The sequence below is a fragment of the Nonomuraea sp. MG754425 genome, from assembly GCF_021699195.1.
GTDB lineage: Bacteria > Actinomycetota > Actinomycetes > Streptosporangiales > Streptosporangiaceae > Nonomuraea.
In genome coordinates, this window is the sequence record NZ_SSXE01000188.1 from 1 (window position 1) to 19,004 (window position 19,004).

17 protein-coding genes and 1 pseudogene are annotated in these 19,004 nt (G+C 73.6%); 11 read left to right on the forward strand and 7 right to left on the reverse strand.

What is annotated here, in order from left to right; genetic code table 11:
- Both FAF44_RS42590 and FAF44_RS42595 read right to left on the reverse strand, forming a co-directional pair.
- A pseudogene (locus tag FAF44_RS42590) lies at window positions 1–250 on the reverse strand (hypothetical protein); the annotation flags it as partial.
- A gap of 51 nt (window positions 251–301) precedes the next feature.
- Window positions 302–3,229 carry a bifunctional [glutamine synthetase] adenylyltransferase/[glutamine synthetase]-adenylyl-L-tyrosine phosphorylase gene (locus FAF44_RS42595; protein WP_237109092.1) on the reverse strand — a complete coding sequence of 976 codons (2,928 nt, stop codon included), beginning with the start codon at window positions 3,227–3,229 and terminating at the stop codon, window positions 302–304.
- An 85-nt stretch (window positions 3,230–3,314) separates the two neighbouring features.
- Between FAF44_RS42595 and FAF44_RS42600 the strand changes: the two genes are divergently transcribed.
- Window positions 3,315–3,851, forward strand: coding sequence for an HXXEE domain-containing protein (locus FAF44_RS42600; RefSeq protein WP_237109093.1), 537 nt, complete (start codon window positions 3,315–3,317; stop codon window positions 3,849–3,851).
- A gap of 242 nt (window positions 3,852–4,093) precedes the next feature.
- Here the strand turns inward: FAF44_RS42600 and FAF44_RS42605 are convergent, their stop codons facing one another.
- The gene (locus FAF44_RS42605; protein WP_237109094.1) at window positions 4,094–4,768 is read right to left on the reverse strand and encodes a type 1 glutamine amidotransferase; all 675 of its coding nucleotides are present in this window, start codon (window positions 4,766–4,768) and stop codon (window positions 4,094–4,096) included.
- An 87-nt stretch (window positions 4,769–4,855) separates the two neighbouring features.
- Window positions 4,856–5,569 (reverse strand): PaaI family thioesterase, encoded by a 714-nt coding sequence (locus FAF44_RS42610; RefSeq protein ID WP_237109095.1) that lies wholly within the window; start codon window positions 5,567–5,569, stop codon window positions 4,856–4,858.
- A gap of 458 nt (window positions 5,570–6,027) precedes the next feature.
- On the opposite strand from FAF44_RS42610, the gene FAF44_RS42615 reads away from it, so the two are divergent.
- A complete protein-coding gene (locus FAF44_RS42615; RefSeq protein WP_237109096.1) occupies window positions 6,028–6,609 on the forward strand; it encodes an AAA family ATPase in 582 nt (193 codons plus the stop codon).
- A gap of 7 nt (window positions 6,610–6,616) precedes the next feature.
- On the opposite strand, the gene glnA is transcribed toward FAF44_RS42615, so the two are convergent.
- Window positions 6,617–7,978, reverse strand: a complete 1,362-nt coding sequence (gene glnA / locus FAF44_RS42620; RefSeq protein ID WP_237109097.1) for a type I glutamate--ammonia ligase — start codon at window positions 7,976–7,978, stop codon at window positions 6,617–6,619.
- A gap of 156 nt (window positions 7,979–8,134) precedes the next feature.
- On the opposite strand from glnA, the gene FAF44_RS42625 reads away from it, so the two are divergent.
- Both FAF44_RS42625 and FAF44_RS42630 read left to right on the forward strand, forming a co-directional pair.
- A complete protein-coding gene (locus tag FAF44_RS42625; protein ID WP_237109098.1) occupies window positions 8,135–8,680 on the forward strand; it encodes an EF-hand domain-containing protein in 546 nt (181 codons plus the stop codon).
- Between the two features lie 44 nt (window positions 8,681–8,724).
- The gene (locus FAF44_RS42630) at window positions 8,725–9,711 is read left to right on the forward strand and encodes a terpene synthase family protein (RefSeq protein ID WP_237109099.1); all 987 of its coding nucleotides are present in this window, start codon (window positions 8,725–8,727) and stop codon (window positions 9,709–9,711) included.
- Here FAF44_RS42630 and FAF44_RS42635 read toward each other — a convergent pair.
- Window positions 9,702–10,664: a DUF5937 family protein gene (locus FAF44_RS42635; RefSeq protein ID WP_237109100.1), complete on the reverse strand. Its 963-nt coding sequence runs from the start codon at window positions 10,662–10,664 to the stop codon at window positions 9,702–9,704. The genes FAF44_RS42630 and FAF44_RS42635 overlap by 10 nt on opposite strands.
- A gap of 74 nt (window positions 10,665–10,738) precedes the next feature.
- On the opposite strand from FAF44_RS42635, the gene FAF44_RS42640 reads away from it, so the two are divergent.
- The 6 genes from FAF44_RS42640 (at window position 10,739) to FAF44_RS42670 (ending at window position 17,862) form a co-directional block, all read left to right on the forward strand.
- On the forward strand, window positions 10,739–11,944 hold the full coding sequence (locus tag FAF44_RS42640) for an MFS transporter (RefSeq protein ID WP_237109101.1): 1,206 nt from the start codon (window positions 10,739–10,741) through the stop codon (window positions 11,942–11,944).
- 284 nt (window positions 11,945–12,228) lie between these two features.
- Window positions 12,229–13,662 (forward strand): BTAD domain-containing putative transcriptional regulator, encoded by a 1,434-nt coding sequence (locus FAF44_RS56110; RefSeq protein WP_308193481.1) that lies wholly within the window; start codon window positions 12,229–12,231, stop codon window positions 13,660–13,662.
- Window positions 13,663–13,714: 52 nt separating this feature from the next.
- A complete protein-coding gene (locus FAF44_RS42655; protein ID WP_237109102.1) occupies window positions 13,715–15,493 on the forward strand; it encodes an NAD+ synthase in 1,779 nt (592 codons plus the stop codon).
- Between the two features lie 55 nt (window positions 15,494–15,548).
- Window positions 15,549–16,040 (forward strand): SRPBCC family protein, encoded by a 492-nt coding sequence (locus FAF44_RS42660; RefSeq protein WP_237109103.1) that lies wholly within the window; start codon window positions 15,549–15,551, stop codon window positions 16,038–16,040.
- Between the two features lie 29 nt (window positions 16,041–16,069).
- Complete coding sequence (locus FAF44_RS42665; protein WP_237109104.1) at window positions 16,070–17,137, forward strand: DNA alkylation repair protein; 1,068 nt, start codon at window positions 16,070–16,072, stop codon at window positions 17,135–17,137.
- Window positions 17,134–17,862 carry a GNAT family N-acetyltransferase gene (locus FAF44_RS42670; RefSeq protein WP_237109105.1) on the forward strand — a complete coding sequence of 243 codons (729 nt, stop codon included), beginning with the start codon at window positions 17,134–17,136 and terminating at the stop codon, window positions 17,860–17,862. The genes FAF44_RS42665 and FAF44_RS42670 overlap by 4 nt, the downstream gene beginning before the upstream one ends.
- 32 nt (window positions 17,863–17,894) lie before the next feature.
- Here FAF44_RS42670 and FAF44_RS42675 read toward each other — a convergent pair whose 3' ends face one another.
- Entirely contained in the window at window positions 17,895–18,527 is a 633-nt protein-coding gene (locus tag FAF44_RS42675; protein ID WP_237109106.1) for an SDR family NAD(P)-dependent oxidoreductase, read from the reverse strand.
- A gap of 77 nt (window positions 18,528–18,604) precedes the next feature.
- On the opposite strand from FAF44_RS42675, the gene FAF44_RS42680 reads away from it, so the two are divergent.
- Window positions 18,605–19,004, forward strand: a 400-nt coding sequence (locus tag FAF44_RS42680) for a MerR family transcriptional regulator (RefSeq protein WP_237109107.1), incomplete at its 3' end; no start/stop codon positions are given.

Consider the following 19,004-nt stretch of genomic DNA (forward strand, 5'->3'; position numbering starts at 1 on the left):
GGTCGGTGTGCGCGGGACGGGGGTCGCGCACGAAGGGCAGCACCCGGTACACGTCGAGCACCTTGGCGGGCAGCCACGAGCCCGCCTCCTTGTCGGCCCCGTCGAGGGTGTCGCGCAGGTAGGCCCACAGGAACTTGCTGCGGATGGCGAACACCCGTACGAACGCCTCGTTGAGGCCGCTCACCAGCAGCGACAGCAGCAGGAACGCCAACACCAGGCCGAGCGCCAGATCCAGGTATACGGATAACACCGCGCATTGATACACCCACAGGGCGTGGCGGCGCAACGGCGAGTTGCCGGCTCAGTCGCCGTAGAAGACGCGGTCGACCACCTTGCGGGCCCGGCGGGTGACCCGGCGGTAGTCGTCGAGGAAGTCCTCCGAGCCGTCGGGCGGGTAGCCGAGCGTGCGGGCCAGCAGCTTGCGCTCGCCGGAGTCGCGCGGCACGCTGTCGCCCGGCCGGCCCTTGACCAGCATGATCGCGTCGCGGAGGCGCGAGGCGAAGCGCCACGCCTCGGCCAGTACCGCCTCGTCGGCCGGGGCCAGCAGCTCCTCGGCCACGGCCGCGCGCAGCGCCTCCAGCGTGCGGGTGGTGCGCAGGGACGGGACCGCGCCCGCATAGCGGAGCTGCAGGAGCTGCGCCACCCACTCGACGTCGGACAGCCCGCCGGGCCCGAGCTTGGTGTGCAGGGCGGGGTCGGCCCCGCGCGGCAGCCGCTCGGCCTCCATCCGGGCCTTGAGCCGCCTGATCTCCCTGACGGCGTCGTCGGGCAGGCCGCCCCGGGGGTGGCGCAGCTCGTCGATCACGGCGGTGAACGCGGCCCCGAGTTCGGCGTCGCCGGCCGAGAACCGGGCCCGCAGCAGCGCCTGCGACTCCCACGGCGACGACCAGCGCGCGTAGTAGGCGCGGTAGGAGGCCAGCGTGCGCACCAGCGGCCCCTGGCGGCCCTCGGGGCGCAGGTCGGGGTCGATGAGCAGGGGCGGGTCGGGGGCCGGCAGCGACAGCAGCCTGCGCAGTTCGTTGGCCACGGCGAAGGCGGCGTCGGTGGCCTCGCGCTCCTCGACCCCGGGCAGCGGCGAGTGCACGAACATGACGTCGGCGTCGCTGGCGTACGAGCACTCCATGCCGCCCAGCCGGCCCATGGCGATGATCGCGAAGGAGGTGACGCGCGGCGCCCTGCTCATGGCGGCGTCGAGCGCGGCCTGGAGGGTCACGTCGTTGAGCCGCGACAGCGCGCCGCCGACGGTCTCGATGTCGATGAGGCCGGAGATGTCGGCGACGGCCGTGCGGAACAGCTCCTTGCGCCGCAGCGCGCGGACCGCGGCGACGGCCGTCTCGGGGTCGCCGGCGTGCCTGGACACCGCGGCGGACGCCTCGCCGAGCAGCGACTCGGGCGAGCGCACGGCCAGCTCGTCGTCGCTGCCCAGCATGGCGACCGCGTCGGGGGCGTGCATGAGCAGGCCGGTGGCGTAGCGGCTGGTGCCGAGCACCCGCGCCATCCTGGCGGCCACGGCCGTCTCGTCGCGCAGCAGCCGCAGGTACCACGGCGTGCTGCCCAGCTTGTCGCTGACCTGACGGAAGCCGAGCAGCGCCGCGTCGGGGTCGGGCGTGTCGGCGAACCAGCCGAGCATGACCGGCAGCAGCGTGCGCTGGATCGCGGCCCGCCTGGAGACGCCGGTGGACAGGTTGGCGATGTGGTGCAGCGCGCCGCGCGGATCGACGTAGCCGAGCGCCTCCAGCCGGGCCGTCGCGGCGGCGGTGGACAGCCGCGCCTCCGACTCCGGCAGCCGCGCCACGGCCTGCAGCAGCGGCCGGTAGAACAGTTTCTCGTGCAGCCGCCGCGCCTCCATCGCGTGCCGCCGCCACCGCGCCGTGAACTCCCCCACCGGGTCGGCGTGCATGCCCAGCGCCCGGCCGAGGCGGCGCAGGTCGCTCTCGCCGGTGGGCACGACGTGCGTGCGGCGCAGCCGGTGCAACTGGAGCAGGTGCTCGACCTGCCGCAGGAACGAGTACGCCTCCGCCAGCCCCTTGGAGTCGTCGCGGCCGACGTAGCCGCCCCGCGACAGCGCGGCCAGCGCCGGCAGCGTGCCCTTGCGGCGCAGCAGCGGGTCGAGCCTGCCGTGCACGAGTTGCAGGAGCTGCACCGCGAACTCGATGTCGCGCAGCCCGCCGGGGCCCAGCTTGAGCTGCCGGTCGCCCTCGGCGCGCGCGTGCGCCTCGACGCGGCGGCGCATCGCCTGCACGTCCTCGACGAAGTGCTCGCGGGTGGCGGCCGTCCAGACCAGCTCGTTGACGGCCTCGACGTAGGCGGCGCCCAGCTCCAGGTCGCCCGCCACGGGCCTGGCCTTGAGCAGCGCCTGGAACTCCCACGTCTTGGCCCAGCGGCGGTAGTAGGCGAGATGGCTGGCGAGCGTGCGCACCAGCGGGCCCGAGCGGCCTTCGGGACGCAGCCCGGCGTCCACCTCCCACAGCGAGCCCTCGGGCGTGGTGGCGGTGCAGGCCCGCATCATGGCCTGGGCCAGCCGGGTGGCCGAACGCAGTGCCTTGGTCTCGTCGGCGCCCTCGCGCGGCTCCGCCACGAAGATGACGTCGACGTCGCTGATGTAGTTGAGCTCCCTGGCGCCGCACTTGCCCATGCCGATGACCGAGAGGCGGACGTCGTCGGCCCCGACCTCGGCGCGCGCGATCGCGAGCGCGGCCTCCAGCGCCGCGCCCGCCAGGTCGGACAGCTCGGCGGTGACCTCGCTGAACGTGGCCTGCCCGGAGAGGTCGCGCGCGGCCAGGTGCGCGAGCCGGCCCCGGTAGGCCACGCGCAGCGCCACCAGCGCGGCGTCGCCGGCCCGTGCCGCGCGCGGCTCGCTCTCGCCGGGTTCGGCGCCGACGGCCCGCAGCAGTTCGGCCCTGGCGTCGCCGGGCGCGGGCTCGGCCAGGCGGGCCACCTGGCCGGGGTGGCGTACGAGGTGCTCGCCGAGCGCGGCGCTGACGCCGAGCACGGCCAGCAGCCTGTTCCTGAGGCCCTCGTCGTGGCGGACGGTGTCGAGGACGGCCGGCTCGCGCTCGATCAGGCGGGTCAGCGAGGCCAGCGCCAGGTCGGGGTCGGCCACGGTGACCAGCGATTCCAGGATGTCGTCGAGATCGGCCTCCGACCTGCGGACGAGCTGGGCCGCCCGGGCGCCGTCGGCGAAGCCGAGCCTGGCGAGTCTCGCGGCGGTGGATTCGATCCTGGGCACCCCTCCATCTTGACAGCTCTCGCTCGTCCCGCCGTAACATGCGAACGCAACGGTGCGTTGCGTTTCGCGGATCGGGGAGGAAGTCATGGAGGAAGCCGGACGGGTTCCGGCGGCGGTGGCGTGGGGGCTGCTGGCCGCCTGGGCGGTGCACGACGCCGAGGAACTGGCGACCATGGCCCGCTGGACGCGTACGGCGCGGCCCCGGCTGGAGCGGCGTCTCCCGCAGGTGCCCTGGGAGCGGCTGGAGCTGTCCCAGCAGCACGTGAACGTGGCCATCGGGCTGATGGGCGGGGTCGTGGCCGCCGCATCGGCCATGGGGGCGCGTACGGGCGGGCGGAGCGCGGTGTTCCAGGCGGCCCTGGCCGGGTTCGGGGTGCACGGGGCGACGCACCTGGCGCAGGCGGCGCTGGCCCGGGGGTACACGCCGGGGCTGGTGACCGCGCCGGTCGTGGTGATCCCGTACTCGCTGTGGGCGTGGCGGCGGCTGCGGCGGGCCGGGGTGCCCGCGCAGCGGCCGGGCCCGGCCGTGGCGGCGTTCCCGCTGGTCCTGGCGGGCGTACACGCGCTGGCGCACGCCCTCACCACACGACGTCGCACCCCCGGCCCACCACCCCCGGCGTGACGTCCGGCACGAGACGGCGACGCGACCGCCCAGGCCCACCTGAACCGCCCAGGCGTCGCGTCTCACACAACACCCACCGGCACGGCATCCGCCACGCGACGGAGACCCAGCGGCCCAGGCCCGCCTGCACCGTGCGGTGGCACGTCTCACACGCACCCGCTCACCACCCCGGCGCGACATCCGCCACGCGACGGAGACCCAGCGGCCCAGGCCCGCCTGGGCCGCCGCGCCCGTGCGGCGGCTCAGGTGTGTCTGACCACGTCCGCGAACGCCCGCGCCACCGGCCGCCAGGTGTCTACGAGCACGCTCTCGGCGGCCTTGACCCGGGTGTTGAGCTCCTCGGCCTGCTCCAGGCCCGATTCGGCGGTCCACGAGGCGAAGATCTCGGGCGTCGCCTCGGGGTGGAACTGCACCGCCCACGCGGCCTCGCCCAGCCGGTACGCCTGGTTCGGGTACTGGGAGCCGGTCATCAGCGCCACCGCCCCGTCGGGCAGCCGGGTCATGGCGTCCTGGTGGTACTGGACGGCCACGGCGCTCCCGACGCCCGACAGCAGCGGGTCGGAGGCGGCGGCGGCCAGCGCGGTCACCTCGCACAGGCCCACCTCCAGCCCGTTCGCCCCGCGCTCGACCACGCCACCGCAGGCCATGGTGAGCAGTTGCGCGCCCAGGCAGACGGCCAGCGTCGGGGTGCCGTCATCGACGGCCCGGCGCAGCAGGTCGCGGGTGGCGGGCTGCCAGGGGCTGCGCTCGTCCTCCCAGGCCGCCGCCGCGCCGCCGAGCACGACCAGCCCGTCCGCCGCCCGTGCCGGGATCTCCTCCCCCAGGTACGGCCGCACGACCTCGCAGTCGAGCCCGAGCCACTGCGCGAGGTAACCGAGCCCGGCCTCGGCCTCGTGTTCGATGACGGTGATTCGCATATGGGTAATTATGTGGTGTTTTGGCGGCATGTTGACCCAACACGAAGGCCCCCGAGAACAGCTCAGGGGCCTTCGGACGAGCGGGTTTCAGCGTGGAGCGATCCACGTGGCGCGGGCGGCGGCCACCAGCGTGCCGTCCATCTCGTAGATGCCGCTCTGGCCGTACATCTTGCGGCCGTCGCGGCCGGTCGGGCGGGCCACCACCGAGTAGCGGCCACCGGTCAGCACCGGGCGGTGGATCCGCACGGCCAGGCGGCCGAGCAGCGCGCTCTCGCCCGGCCCGAAGTGCGCCCAGCCGCTGATGCAGTCGAGCACCGAGCCCACGATCGAGGCGGGCACGCCGTCCTCGCCGGACACGGTGAACGGCACCCGCCAGCCGGCGGCCACCAGGTCGGTGCCCTCGACCGGGCCGGGGAAGATCCGCAGGCCGTCACCGGGCTCACGCAGGCCGCAGGCGAAGCACTCCGCGAACGGGTGCGCCGTCAGCCCCGCGAACCCGGCCTCGGCGCGGGCCGCGTCGTTGAACGGGACGAACCCCGGCCCTTCCAGCTCCTCGGCCACGGGGATCGCCTCGACCAGCAACTGGTCGCCGTGGGAGAGGGAGACCGTGTTGGCCACGTGTTCGAGCCGCAGCTCGGTCTCCAGTGGCGTGGGGGCGTGCAGCGTGACCTCGACGGCTGATCGGCCACCGTTCAGCGCCTCGGCCATGGTGCCCGCGATCCAGCCGCCGTTGGCGACGCCCACGGGACCACGGAAGCGCTCGGGAACGGTCAACACGGTCTGCAAGGCAGCCGTCGTCATGCCACACCCTCCAATATCGCCTCACCAGGCGAGAAGTCCTGAAATATCATAAAGAGCAGGCCGATTTTACTGGACACCCGGTTTCCTAGGATGTGGGGGGTCCACCGCCGCTCGCTACGTCTCCATAACGCCTTGCGGGGGCCCGAAACTTCCCGCCACCGGGTACCGCAACGCTAGGCGCCGCACATCGCGCGGATGTGACTCGGGGGTCAGAAGCAACGAAAATCGGCCTCACTCCGAGCCACAGGCGGGAGTGAGGCCGATCAAGGCGTCGGCAGTACCTTAACCGGGTTTCCCGGCGCCCGCGACCAATCCGCCGATTCTCCCTGATCAGGGAACGGGCCGCGCGTTCCGCCCCGCCCTCGCAGAGGCTGGTACCACGCGCCCTATGCTGGCCCGGCGGCGCGGTGAAGGTGCGGCGGCTCAGGCGAGGGGTGGTGCCCGTGAAGGGGGCGAGGTTGCGGTATCCGAACGGATCCCTGGTCATCCTGACGGGGCTGCCCGGCGCGGGCAAGACCACCCTGCTGCGCCGCCTGTACGGCCTGGACGGCGCCGAGAGCCTGCCCGTCCGCTCCGGGACGGCCGTGGTGATCGACTCCGAGCAGTCGAGGCGGCACTGGCACGGCAGGCTCACCTGGGCGCCCTACCCGGTGCGCCGGGCCGTGGTGTTCGTCACCCACCTGACCCGCATCCGGCAGGCCCTGACCGAGGGTCGCTCGGTGCTCGCGCACAACCGGGGCTGCGGCCCGTACGTGCTGCGCGGTTTCGCCTGGCTGGCGCGCCGGCACGGCGCGGACCTGCACCTGCTCCTGCTGGACGCCCCGCCCGAGGCGGCGCTGGCGGGGCAGCGGGACAGGGGACGGGTGGTGGCGCCCCGGACCTTCGCCCGCCATCAGCGCCGCTGGGACACCCTGCTCACCCGGGTCAGGGCGGGCGACCCGGCCCCGGCCGCCGGGGCGCGGGTCGTGGACCGGGCGCAGGCGCGGCTGCTGAAGGCCATCGTGTTCGACCCGGCCCAGGACCCGGGGCCGGGGCCGTGAACCGGCGTCAGAGCACCGGCAGGTAGCGGCCGAGCTCGAACTCGGTGACGTGGCGGCGGTACTCGCGCCACTCGGCCCGCTTGTTGCGCAGGAAGAAGTCGAAGACGTGCTCACCCAGTGTCTCGGCCACCAGCTCGCTGCGCTCCATGACCTCGATCGCGTCGTTGAGCGAACCGGGCAGCGGCGCGATGCCGAGGGCCCGCCGCTCGGCGCTGGTCAGCCGCCAGACGTTGTCCTCGGCGGCGGCCGGCAACTCGTAGCTCTCCTCGATGCCCTTCAACCCGGCCGCGAGGATGAGCGCGAAGGCCAGGTAGGGGTTGCAGGCCGAGTCGAGGGAGCGGAACTCGATGCGGGTCGAGCCGCCCTTGTGCGGCTTGTACATCGGCACCCGGACCAGGGCCGAGCGGTTGTTGTGGCCCCAGCACACGTAGGAGGGGGCCTCGCCGCCCTGCCCGGCGATGGCCTCGGCGCCGCCCCAGAGCCGCTTGTAGGAGTTGACCCACTGGTTGGTGATGGCGGTGATCTCGGCGGCGTGCCGGAGCAGGCCCGCGATGAACGAGCGCCCGATCTTGGACAGCCGGTACTCGGAGCCGGCCTCGTAGAAGGCGTTGCGGTCGCCCTCGAACAGCGACATGTGCGTGTGCATGCCGGAGCCGGGGTGCTCGGTGAACGGCTTGGGCATGAACGAGGCCCAGATGCCCTGCTCCAGCGCGACCTCCTTCATGACCAGGCGGAAGGTCATGATGTTGTCGGCCGTGGTGAGGGCGTCGGCGTAGCGCAGGTCGATCTCCTGCTGGCCGGGCGCGCCCTCGTGGTGGCTGAACTCGACGGAGATGCCCATCGACTCCAGCATCATGATCGCCTGGCGGCGGAAGTCGTGGCCGGAGCTGTGGGGCGTGTGGTCGAAGTAGCCGCCGGAGTCGATCGGCTCGGGCCGCACGCCGGTCTCGGGCCGGTTCTTCAGCAGGAAGAACTCGATCTCCGGGTGGGTGTAGAAGGTGAAGCCCATGTCGGCGCACTTGGCGAGGGTGCGCTTGAGCACCCAGCGCGGGTCGGCGTGCGACGGCGAGCCGTCGGGCATGAGGATGTCGCAGAAGATGCGGGCCGCGCCCGGGGTCTCGCTGCGCCACGGCAGGATCTGGAACGTGGCCGGATCGGGCTTGGCGAGCATGTCGGACTCGTAGACGCGGGCGAACCCCTCGATGGCCGAGCCGTCGAACCCGATGCCCTCGGCGAAGGCCCCTTCGAGCTCGGCGGGCGCGATGGCCACGGACTTGAGGAAGCCGAGCACGTCAGTGAACCACAGCCGGATGAACCGGATGTCGCGTTCCTCAAGCGTGCGGAGCACGAACTCCTGCTGGCGGTCCACAGCTTCCCCTCGTTCGACGGACAGTACAGGCTTACCCACCAGCATGCCGTGTCCGTGTTTCGCACACGTTACGGGGGGTGCCGGTGCGAGCCTCGCTGACAAAGGGCCCCGTCCGACTTACTGTGATCACGCAGTTCAGTCTCGGGGGAGGCATTGGTGGCCATCGACCTGCTCAATCACAAGCTCGATCGGGCGTTCGACCACATCGACGCGAGCGGCAACGGCGTCGTCGAGCGTGAGGACCTGCTGGGGCTGGGCGCCCGCATCCTGGTGGGCTTCGGGGAGTCACCCACGTCGGTCACCGGCGCGAGCCTCGTGGACAGCTTCGACCGCATCTGGTCCACCCTGTCGGAGGCGCTCGAACGCGACGGCGACTCCGGCATCGCCCGCCCGGACTTCCTGCGGGGGATGACCGAGGCGTTCGTCACCGGCGACCACTACGACCCGGTGTTCAAGCCGGCGACGCGGGCGGTGGCCGAGCTGTGCGACGGCGACGGCGACGGGAAGATCGCGCGGGGCGAGTTCCGGACGATGTTGTGCGCGTTCGGGGTGGCCTACGACGACGTGGACGAGGCGTTCGACCGGCTGGACCGGACGGGCAGGGGGGCGCTCACCGTGGACGACCTGGTCCTGGCCGCGGCCGACTACTACCGCAGCGAGGACCCCAACGCGTCCGGCAACTGGCTTTTCGGACCCCTGTGAAGAGCCCGCTGAAGGCCCCGGCGAAGGACACAGTGAGCGACACAGTGAGCACTGCCCCGACCACCACCGTGTTCGCCACGGTGCGCACCGCCCTGCGCTCGGCCCTGACGTCCCTGCTGCCGCTGCCGCGCAGGGGCGGCTCGGCGGCGCTGGCGCTGCTGCCGCTGACCGAGCGGGTGCCGGCGATGGCCGCGCCGTGCCGGATGCACCCGGCCGTGTACGCGATCGAGGCCGCGGTCATCGACTGGGCCCGGCGCACCGGCCTGCGCGCCGACCCGGGCGTCGGCTACCACCGGATGGCGGGCCGCGCGTTCGCCGAGTTCGACGCGGCCGCGGCGGCGCTGTTCGCGCAGTGGCTGACCTGGCTGTTCCACCTGGACGACGAGCTGGACGAGCGCTCGGGCCCGCTGGAGATCTTCCACGGCATGCTCAAGGGCAGCTCGCGCCATCCGCTGGAGGCGGCCTTCGCCGACCTGTGGCGGGTGACGAGCGTGCGGATGAGCGACCGGTGGCGGGCCAGGTTCGCGGTGGGGCTGCAGCGTCAGTACGACGCCTGCCGCGCCGAGGCCGAGAACCGCGCGGCGGGCCGCATGCCGACGCTGGAGGAGTACCCGGCGCTGCGCAGGGGCACGGTGGGCCCGTACCTGTACGACCTGGTGGAGCCGTGCCTGCGGGTGGAGGTGCCGGTCTGGGTGCACGAGTCGGACGCCTGGCGGCAGCTCGTGGACTCCTGCAGCGACGTCACGGCGTGGTGCAACGACGTCGCCTCGCGGCCGAAGGAGCGCGGCGACGTGCACAACTTCGTGGTGCTGGCGATGCGGCAGCTCGGGCTGGGCGAGCGGGAGGCGACGGCCTGGGTGCTCGACCGGATCGCCGGGCGCTGCCAGGACATGCGCAAGGCGGCCAGGCGGCTGCCGCTGAACGACCTGGAGCCGAAGACGGCCAGGGACGTGAGCAAGGTGGCCTGCGCGTACCTGGCCGCCCCGCGCGCCCACCTGGACTGGCTCCTGGAGTCCAAGCGCTACGCCTGACGGCTGTGGTCGGGGCCGGCGAGCATGTCGCCGGCCAGGGTGCGGCGGTAGACGACGCTCTTGCCGACCCGCATGCCCACGGCCAGGCCGCCGCCGCTGAGCACGCCGAGGTGCTGGCTGACCGCGCCCGGTGTGAGCGCCATGCGGGTGGCCAGCGCCGTGGTGGTGGCGGGCTCGGCCAGCGCGAGCAGGATCTGTGCCCGGCTCCGGCCGATCAGCGCGGCGAGCGCGCCGGGCGCGGGCGGCGGCCCCTGCTCCCACAGGGTGCCGACGCCCTGCACGGGGTAGACGAGCATCGACTGGTACGGAGCCGTCATCACGGCCACGGCGGGCCAGTAGAAGGCGCTGGGCACCAGCACCAGCCCGTCGCCGTGCAGCCGGCCCGCCTCACAGTAGGGCCGGTCGATGAGCAGCCGCTCCCCCGTCCACCGCACGGACGGGCCGAGGCCGGCGAACAGTTCGCGCGCGCCGCCCTGGGCGAGTTGCCGGGACCGGCGCAGCACGTCCCGTTCCAGCAGCGCGTACACGCGGGGCCAGAACTCGGCGAAGCACGCCTCCCAGTACGCCTCCAGCGCGTCCGCGACCCTGGCCACGCCGGCCTCCGGGTCGGCCGTGAACCGCGCGATCACGTCGGGGTTCGTGTCCCGCAGGCGCGCGGCCTCGATGCGGGCCAGCTCGGGGTGGGTGCGCCGGACCCGGTCGAGTTCGGCGTCGAAGTCGGGCATGGGCGTGTCGGGGGGCGGGGTGATGAAGTCGGCCAGGTAGCCGCTGGGCGGCACGAGCGCGAGCAGCTCGGACAGGTCGAGCCCGGCCAGCCGGGGCCGGACTGCCTTGAGCCAGGGCAGGTGGATCGACTGCCTGGCGGGCTGCTGGAGGGTGCGCAGGCTGGCGACGAGTTCCCACATCGGGGAGAAGGCGAATCGGATGCGGGCGACGTCCTCGGATGTCAGCACCCACGTTATGGACATCCTTTTAGTCTGCGCTAAATCGTTCGCCTCGCGAAAACAGAAATTTCACTCTTTGAGGCGTGTCGAGTTCCACGGCTGAGAAGCCGTCCCCCCTGCCGCCCTTCCTGAGGTCGAAGCTCGGCGGGCTGCCCCGCGCCTTCTGGGCCCTGTGGGGCGGCACGCTGGTGAACCGCCTGGGCACCATGGTCGTCCCCTTCACCGGCGTCTACCTGACGCAGAGCCGCGGCCTGTCGCTGACCGCGGCGGGCCTGGCCATGGGCGTGTTCGGGGCGGGCTCGCTGCTGTCGCAGCCCCTGGCGGGCGTGCTGGCGGACCGGATCGGCCGCCGGGCCACGCTGTCGGGCGGGATGCTGGCCACGGCGGTGTTCATGCTGGCGCTGGGCTACAGCACGTCGCTGCCGGCGATCCTGGCCTCGATGTTCGCGCTGGGCCTGGTGATCGACGTCTACCGGCCCGCCTCCAACGCGCTGGTGGCCGACCTGGTCTCGCCCGCGGAGCGGCCCCGCGCGTACGGGCTGCTGTTCTGGGGGATCAACCTCGGCTACTCGGTGGGCATGACGGCCGGCGGGTGGCTGGCGGAGCTCGGGTTCACCTGGCTGTTCTGGGTCGACGCGGTCTCCTGCGTGGCGTTCGCGGCGCTGGTGTGGCGGGCGGTGCCCGAGACCAGGCCGGAGGCCAGGCCCGAGAGCGGCGGCCTCGGGATCGTGCTGCGCGACCGGGTCATGGTCGGGTTCACGCTGGTCATGCTGGGCAACGCGCTGGTCTACATGCAGACGATGAGCATGCTGCCGGTCGCGATGACCAAGGTGGTGGGGCTGTCGACCAGGGAGTTCGGGGTGGCCATGGCGCTGAACGGGGTGCTCATCGTCATCGTGCAACCGCTGGTGTCGGGGTGGCTGGGCCGCCGGGACCCGGCCCGCACGCTGGCGCTCGGGCTGGCTGTGATGGCGGTGGGGTTCGCGCTGACCACGTACGTCACCAGCACGCTCGGGCTGGCGGCGACGATCGCGATCTGGACGGCCGGCGAGGTCGTGACGGGGGGCATCGCGGGCGCCGTCGTGGCCACGCTCGCGCCCGCCGAGCTGCGCGGACGGTACTCGGGGGTGTTCGGGTTCGCCTGGTCGCTGGCGGCCGTGCTGGCGCCGCTGATCGGCGGGCCGCTGCTGGAGCTGGGGCCGGGGGCGCTGTGGTTCACGACCGGCGGGATCGGCCTGGCGGCGGCGATCGGCATGCTGCTGCTCGGGCCCGCGATCAGGCGGCGCTGACCCGCGTACGGGCCCGTTGAGAGAATTTTGATCGGACGTTGGCAACGGGCCGATAATTTTCACCAGCCGGACGCGGGGCGCGCTCCGGGCCGGCGGCGGCGCGTGAGGCGGGCCACCGGGCTGAGTGCGACGCGCGCGGCGGGCCGCCGGGGCAGGGCGGCTCCCCGTGGCACGGGTCGCGGAAGGTGGAGGAACCGTTGTCGAGGCCGAGCTCTCCCTCGTACGAGGACTGTGGGATTTCCCCGTATTCCGCGGCCCGTTCTGCCCCTACAGTTACGCCTGACATGCTGACCTTCACCGCTCTCGGACCGTTCCAGGTCTGGGCCGACGGCACCCCTCTCGACCTCGGCGGCCAGCGGCAGCGGGCGGTGCTCGCGCGCCTGCTCGTCGCCGGTGGCCGCGCCGTGCCCGTGCACACGCTCATCGACGAGTTGTGGCCGGGCAGCCCGCCCGCGCAGGCGCTGTCCACGATCCAGGGCTACGTCTCCCGGCTGCGCCGCGCGCTGGAGCCCGGCCGCGCGCCCCGCGAGGAGGCGGGCGTGCTGGTGTCCGCCCCGCCCGGGTACGCGTTGCGCGCCGGCACCGCGCAGGTGGACGCCTGGCACTTCGAGAGCCTGGTCAAGTCCGGCGGCCCGCCCGCGCGGGTGTGGGCGGCCATGGAGAGCGCGCTCGCGTTGTGGCGCGGGCCCGCGCTGGCCGAGTTCGCGGAGCTGAGCTGGGCCTCGACCGAGGCGGGGCGGCTGGAGGAGCTGCGGCTGATCGCGGTCGAGCGGCGGGCCGACGCCGGGCTCGCGCTGGGCCGGGCGACGTCGCTGGTGGCCGACCTGGAGGCGCACGCCTCCTCGTGCCCGCTGCGGGAGGAGGCGTGGCGGCTGTGGGCCGTGGCCCTCTACCGGACGGGCCGCCAGGGGGACGCGCTGGCGGCGCTGCGCCGGGCCCGCGCGGTGTGGCGGGACGAACTGGGGCTGGACCTGTCGGCCGGGCTGCGGCGGCTGGAGGCCGACATGCTGGCCCAGCGGCTCGAGGAGCCCGCGGGCGATCCGTGGCCGGCCGCCGGCGAGGGGGTGCTGCGCGTGCTGGTGGCCGACGACCAGGCGCTCGTCCGGGCCGGGTTGAGGGCGATGCTGGACGGCGAGGCCGGGTTCGCGCCGGCGGGCGAGGCGGCCGACGGCGAGGAGGCGATCGCGGCCGTCCAGGAGACGCGTCCTGACGTGGTGCTGCTCGACATCCGGATGCCGCGTCTCGACGGGCTGGCCGCCGCCCGCCGGATCCTGGCCGGGCGACGGCCGCCGAAGGTCGTGATGATGACCACGTTCGGCAGCGACGAGAACCTGTACGCGGCGCTGCGGGCCGGGGTGAGCGGGTTCGTGCTGAAGACGTCGCCGCCGGAGCAGATCCTGGCCGCGCTCAGGGCGGCGGCGGCCGGGGACGCGCTGATCGACCCGGCCGTGACCACCCGGCTGATCTCGGCGTTCGCCGGGCGTACCGACCCGGCCTCGCCCCCGGCGCTGGCCGGGCTCTCCGACGACCGGCTCGACGTGCTCAAACTGGTCGCCCGCGGGCTGACCGACCGGCAGATCGGCCGGCGGCTGGCGCTGCCGGAGGAGGAGGTGGGCCTGGCGGTGAAATCGCTGCTGGAGCACCTCGCGCTGGTCGACCGGGCGCAGCTCGTGATGGCCGCCTACGAGTCGGGCCTGGTTACCCCGGGAGTCGAATGAGCTACTTTTCGTCGCTTTGACGATAAAAATCGGGTCGTACTAGGCTGTTCGCGTGGCACAACTGCGCATTGCCTTGGCACAGACGAACCCGACCGTCGGCGATCTGAGCGCCAACGCCGACAAGCTGGTCGCGTGGACCCGCGACGCGGCCGAGCGCGAGGCGCATCTCGTCGTCTTCACCGAGATGTTCCTCACCGGCTACCCGGTGGAGGACCTCGTGCTGCGCACGTCCTTCGTGGACGCCAGCATCCGGACGCTGGAGGAGGTGGCGGCCAGGCTGGCGCGCGAAGGGCTGGGCGAACTGCCGGTGGTGGTCGGCTACGTCGACCGCGCCGGGCTGGCGCCCCGCGTGGGGCAGCCGAAGGGCGCCCCGCTCGACGCCGCCGCCCTGCTGTACCGGGGCGAGGTGGTCACCCGCACGGCCAAGCACCACCTGCCCAACTACGGGGTGTTCGACGAGTACCGCTACTTCGTGCGCGGCGACCGGCTGCCGATCTTCCGGCTGCACGGGGTGGACGTCGCGATCGCGGTGTGCGAGGACCTCTGGCAGGAGGGCGGGCCCGTGTCCGTCGTCGGGCAGGCGGGCGCCGGGCTGCTGGTGGTGCCGAACGCCTCGCCGTACGAGAAGGAGAAGGACGACGTACGGCTGGAGCTGTGCGCGCGCCGGGCCCGTGAGGCGGGCTGCGGGCTCGTCTACGTCAACCAGGTCGGCGGGCAGGACGAACTGGTCTTCGACGGCGACTCGATCGTCGTGGACCGGACGGGCGAGCCGGTGGCGCGGGCCGGGCAGTTCAGGGAGGAACTGCTGGTCGTCGACCTCGACGACCTGCCCGTCTCCGACGCCGAGCCCGGCTCCTCCCCCTACGACGTGGGCGACGGCACCACGATCACCGTCGAGCGCCTGGTGCTGTCCGCCGAGCCCGTCGCGCCCTACCCGCCCGTGCCCGCCCCCGTCTCCGAGCGGCTCGGCCTGCACGCCGAGGTCTACTCGGCGCTGGTGCTCGCCGTGCGCGACTACGTCGCCAAGAACGGCTTCCGGTCGGTCATCCTGGGCCTGTCGGGCGGCATCGACTCGGCGCTGACCGCCACGATCGCCTCCGACGCCATCGGCCCCTCGCGCGTCAACGTCGTGCTCATGCCCTCCCGGCACTCCTCCGACCACTCGCTGGCCGACGCCGAGGAGCTGGTGCGCCGGCAGGACGGCGTCACGGCGCAGGTGGTGCCGATCGCGGAGATCGTCAACGCCTACGAGAAGGAGATCGAGCTGTCGGGCCTGGCCGCCGAGAACCTCCAGGCCAGGGTGCGCGGCATGATCCTCATGGGCCTGTCCAACGAGCACGGCCACCTCGTGCTGACCACCGGCAACAAGAGCGAGCTGGCCACCGGCTACTCCACCCTCTACGGCGACTCCGCCGGCGGGTTCGCGCCGATCAAGGACGTCCCGAAGACGATGGTGTGGGAGCTGGCCAGGTGGCGCAACTCCGGCACCGCCCCCGGCTTCCTGCTCCCGGCCGAACGGCCCATCCCGGAGAACTCGATCACCAAGGAGCCGAGCGCGGAACTGCGTCCCGACCAGCGCGACACCGACTCGCTGCCGCCGTACGAGGTGCTGGACCGGCTGCTCGACGACTACGTCGAGAAGGACATGGGCTCGCAGGAGCTCATCGCGGCCGGACACGATCCGGCGCTGGTGACCCGGGTGATCCGGCTGGTGGATCTGGCCGAGTACAAGCGCCGCCAGTATCCGCCCGGCCCCAAGATCACGCCCAAGAACTTCGGGCGCGACCGCCGCCTGCCCATCACCAACCGCTGGCGGGAGAGCTCGGCCTGAGCCGCCCCGGCGGGAAGCCGGCGAACCCATCCGACGACGCAAGGGAGAGCACGGCATGACCCCCGTACCCACCGGACGGCTCATCAGGACCGGCGAGTGCGCCGACCTCGTCCTGACCCGCACCTTCCACGCCCCGGCCGCCGACGTGTGGGCCGACGTCACCGAGCCCGAACGCACCGCCCGCTGGTTCGGGCCGTGGGAGGGCGAGGCCGTCGTGGGCGGCACGGTGAAGGCGCGGCTGCTGAACGAGGACCAGCAGCCCTGGTTCGACCTGCGCATCGACGCCTGCGAACCGCCCACCCGCCTGGCGGTCTCGGCGCTGGACGAGCACGGGGAGTGGCACGTCGAGCTGCTGCTGTCGGAGTCGGACGGCGTCACGGAACTGCGCTTCGTCCAGCACCTCGGCACCGACCACGGCATCGAGGAGATCGGGCCTGGCTGGGAGTACTACCTCGACCTGCTCGTCGCCTCCCGCGACGGCTCCCCCGCCCCGAGCTTCGGCGACTACTACCCCGCGATGCGCGCGTACTTCGAGCGGCTGCGCTGATTGTCGGTGGCGGCTGGCAGAGTGGCCACGTGGCTCAACCCCTGAAGGATCTGATCAACGCCGGGTCGGTGGCGACGCTGGCCGGCGGGCTGGCCGCCGCCTGGCCGGCGTTCCCGCGGGCCCGCTTCACCGCCGCGGCCCTGTCCGGGCTCGACGGCCTGGAGCTCAAGGCCCGTGTCGCCCACGTGGCCGCGGCCCTGCACGACGCGCTGCCCCTGCCCTACCCGCGGGCCGCCGCGCTCGTCCGCGAGTGCGCCGGCGACCTCGACATGTGGAGCGGCTGGCCCGCCACCGAGCACACCGCCGCCAGGGGGCTCGACCACCTGGCGGCGGCGATGCGGACGCTGGCCGCGCTCACGCCGTACGCCACGGGCGAGTTCGCCGTCCGCCCCTTCCTCGAACGCCACCGCGACGAAGCCCTCACGATCATGTACGAGTGGGCGGAGTCCCCCGACGAGCACCTGCGCCGGCTGGCGTCGGAGGGCTCGCGCCCGCGCCTGCCGTGGGCGGGCCGGGTCGGCTGGCTGATGACGCCGGGCCCCACGCTGCCCCTGCTCGACCGGCTGCGCGACGACCCGAGCGAATACGTGCGCCGCTCGGTCGCCAACCACGTCAACGACCTGGCCAAGGACCATCCGGAGGTGGCGCTGGAACTGCTGGCGCGCTGGCGGGCCGGCGGCGGCTCGCACGTGGAGCGGGTGCTCCGGCACGCCGCCCGCGGCCTGCTGCGGGCCGGCCATCCGCAGGCGCTCGCCCTGGTGGGCGCCACCCCGGGCAGCGGCGCGGTCGACACGCTGGCCCTGGAGTCCGACGTCGTGGCCGTGGGCGGCAAGCTGGCCTTCACGGTCACGGTGACGGCGGGCGCGGCGGGGCCGGTGCTGCTGAAGTACGCGGTGCGCCGGGCGGGCTCGCGCCGGGTCTTCCACCTGGGGCAGCGGGAGGCGGGCGGGGCCGGCGAGACGTTCACCCTGCGCAAGAGCCACTCCTTCCGGCCCGTCACGACCCGCGACGAGCCGCCGGGGGCGCGCGAGCTCGACGTGATCGTCAACGGCAGGGTGGCCGCGACCCTGCCGTTCACCCTGACGGGGCCCCGATGACGCCGTCCTTGCCGGAGGCGGCCGGCCAGGCGCGCGACGTCGAGGTCATCGGCATCGAACTGGGCGTCATCTGGCGTCTCGACGAGCGCGGGCGGCTGCCGGGGCCGGAACGCATGGTGATCGGGGCGGCGGCCGACGGCATGGTGGCGGCGGTGGCGCACGACGTGCCCGGCGAAACCGCCGCGCAGGTGCTCGCCCTCGTCGCCCGGAGCGTCCCGCCCCCGCCGGGCAGCCCGCCGGCCGTGCTCGACGACTGCCGCCGCCTCCTGGGCGAGCCCGAGCTGCGGGTGACGGGAGGGCCCAGTTACCAGGTGATCCCTCCCGTCCGGTGGGGCGGCGCGGTGCAGGTGCTCACGTCCGATGCGGCGGAGCACGTCCGGCTCGTACGGTCCCTGCCGCGGCCCGCCGTCTGGGCGGCCGGGGAGTGGGCCGCGCTGCTCGGCGGCGGCGCGGGCGCCCCCTGGGCGATGGTCGCCGCCGACGGGCAGGTGGCGTCCGTCTGCCACACCGCCCGCCTGACCCCGCTCGGGGCGGAGGCGGGCACCTGGACCTCCCCCGCGTACCGGGGCCGGGGGCTGGCCGCCGCCGCCACGGCCCGGTGGTCCGCCCTCCTGCCCGGGATCCGGCTCTTCTACAGCACGAGCGCCGACAACCACTCCTCCCGGCGGGTGGCCCGGCGGCTGGGGCTGCGCACGCTCGGCTGGATCTGGCACCTCACCACATGACGACGCGGCCCGGGTCGATCGGGGTGGTGCGGTCAGGCTCGGCCGCCCGCGTGCAGCACCTCGTGCTGCCATCGGGCGCGCGGCTGGGTGTGCAGGCGCCAGTAGTGCTCGGCGATGTCGTCCGGATCGAAGGCCGTGCCCGGTGCGACGGGCCCGGCGACGGTGACACTGGCCACGTGCACCCCCGACGGCCCGTACTCCTCGTCCAGCATCGCCACCAGCGTCCGGACACCGGCCTTGCCCAGGGAGAGGCTGACGTAGGCGGCCTTGGGCTCGGGCATGCCGCCGGTGACGATGAACGTGCCGCTGCCGCGCCGCGCCATCGCAGGCGCCACGTGCGCGGCCGTGACGAGCGCGCCCACCACGTTGACCGCCCACGCGTCGAGCTGCGCCCGCGCGTCCGCCTCGCCCGGCGAGTCGGGGCGGATGATCGCGGCGTTGTACACCACGACGTCCGGCGTGCCGAGCGCCTCCGCCGCCGCGTCGAGCGCCGCGCGCAGTTCGCCCTCGTCGGCGACGTCGGCCCGGTACGTGCGGGCCCCCTCCAGCCCGAGGGCGTCACCGGAACGCGAGATCAGGGCCACCGGCAGCCCTTCCCCGGCGAACCGGCGGGCCACCGATCGCCCGATCCCCGGCCCCGCGCCGACGATCACTGCTCCAGGCATGTTCCGCTCCTTCACGTTGTTGCGAGTGACAGTCGAGACGGTAAGGCATCACATGGATGTGAAGGTCAAGCACGCGGATGAGAATCGGTGACCTGGCCCGGGAGACCGGGGTGAGCAGGCGGTTGCTGCGTTACTACGAGGAGCAGGGGCTGCTGCGCCCGCACCGGCTGGCGAACGGCTACCGCGAGTACGGCGACGCGGACGTGTCCGCCGTGCGGCACATCCGCACGCTGCTCGCCGCCGGGCTCCCGACGGCCGTGATCGCGCGTCTGCTGGACTGCGTCCACGACGACGACACCGACGGCGACACCGACGGAGACAGGCGGATGGTGCTCAGCGGCTGTCCCGGCATGGTCACGGGGCTGCGGCGCGAGCGCGTGCGCATCGCCGCGGAGATCGACCGCCTCCAGACCTCGCAACAGGCGCTCGACACCATGCTCGGCACCATCCTCGGCCCCCGCCCCGGCACTCCACGTG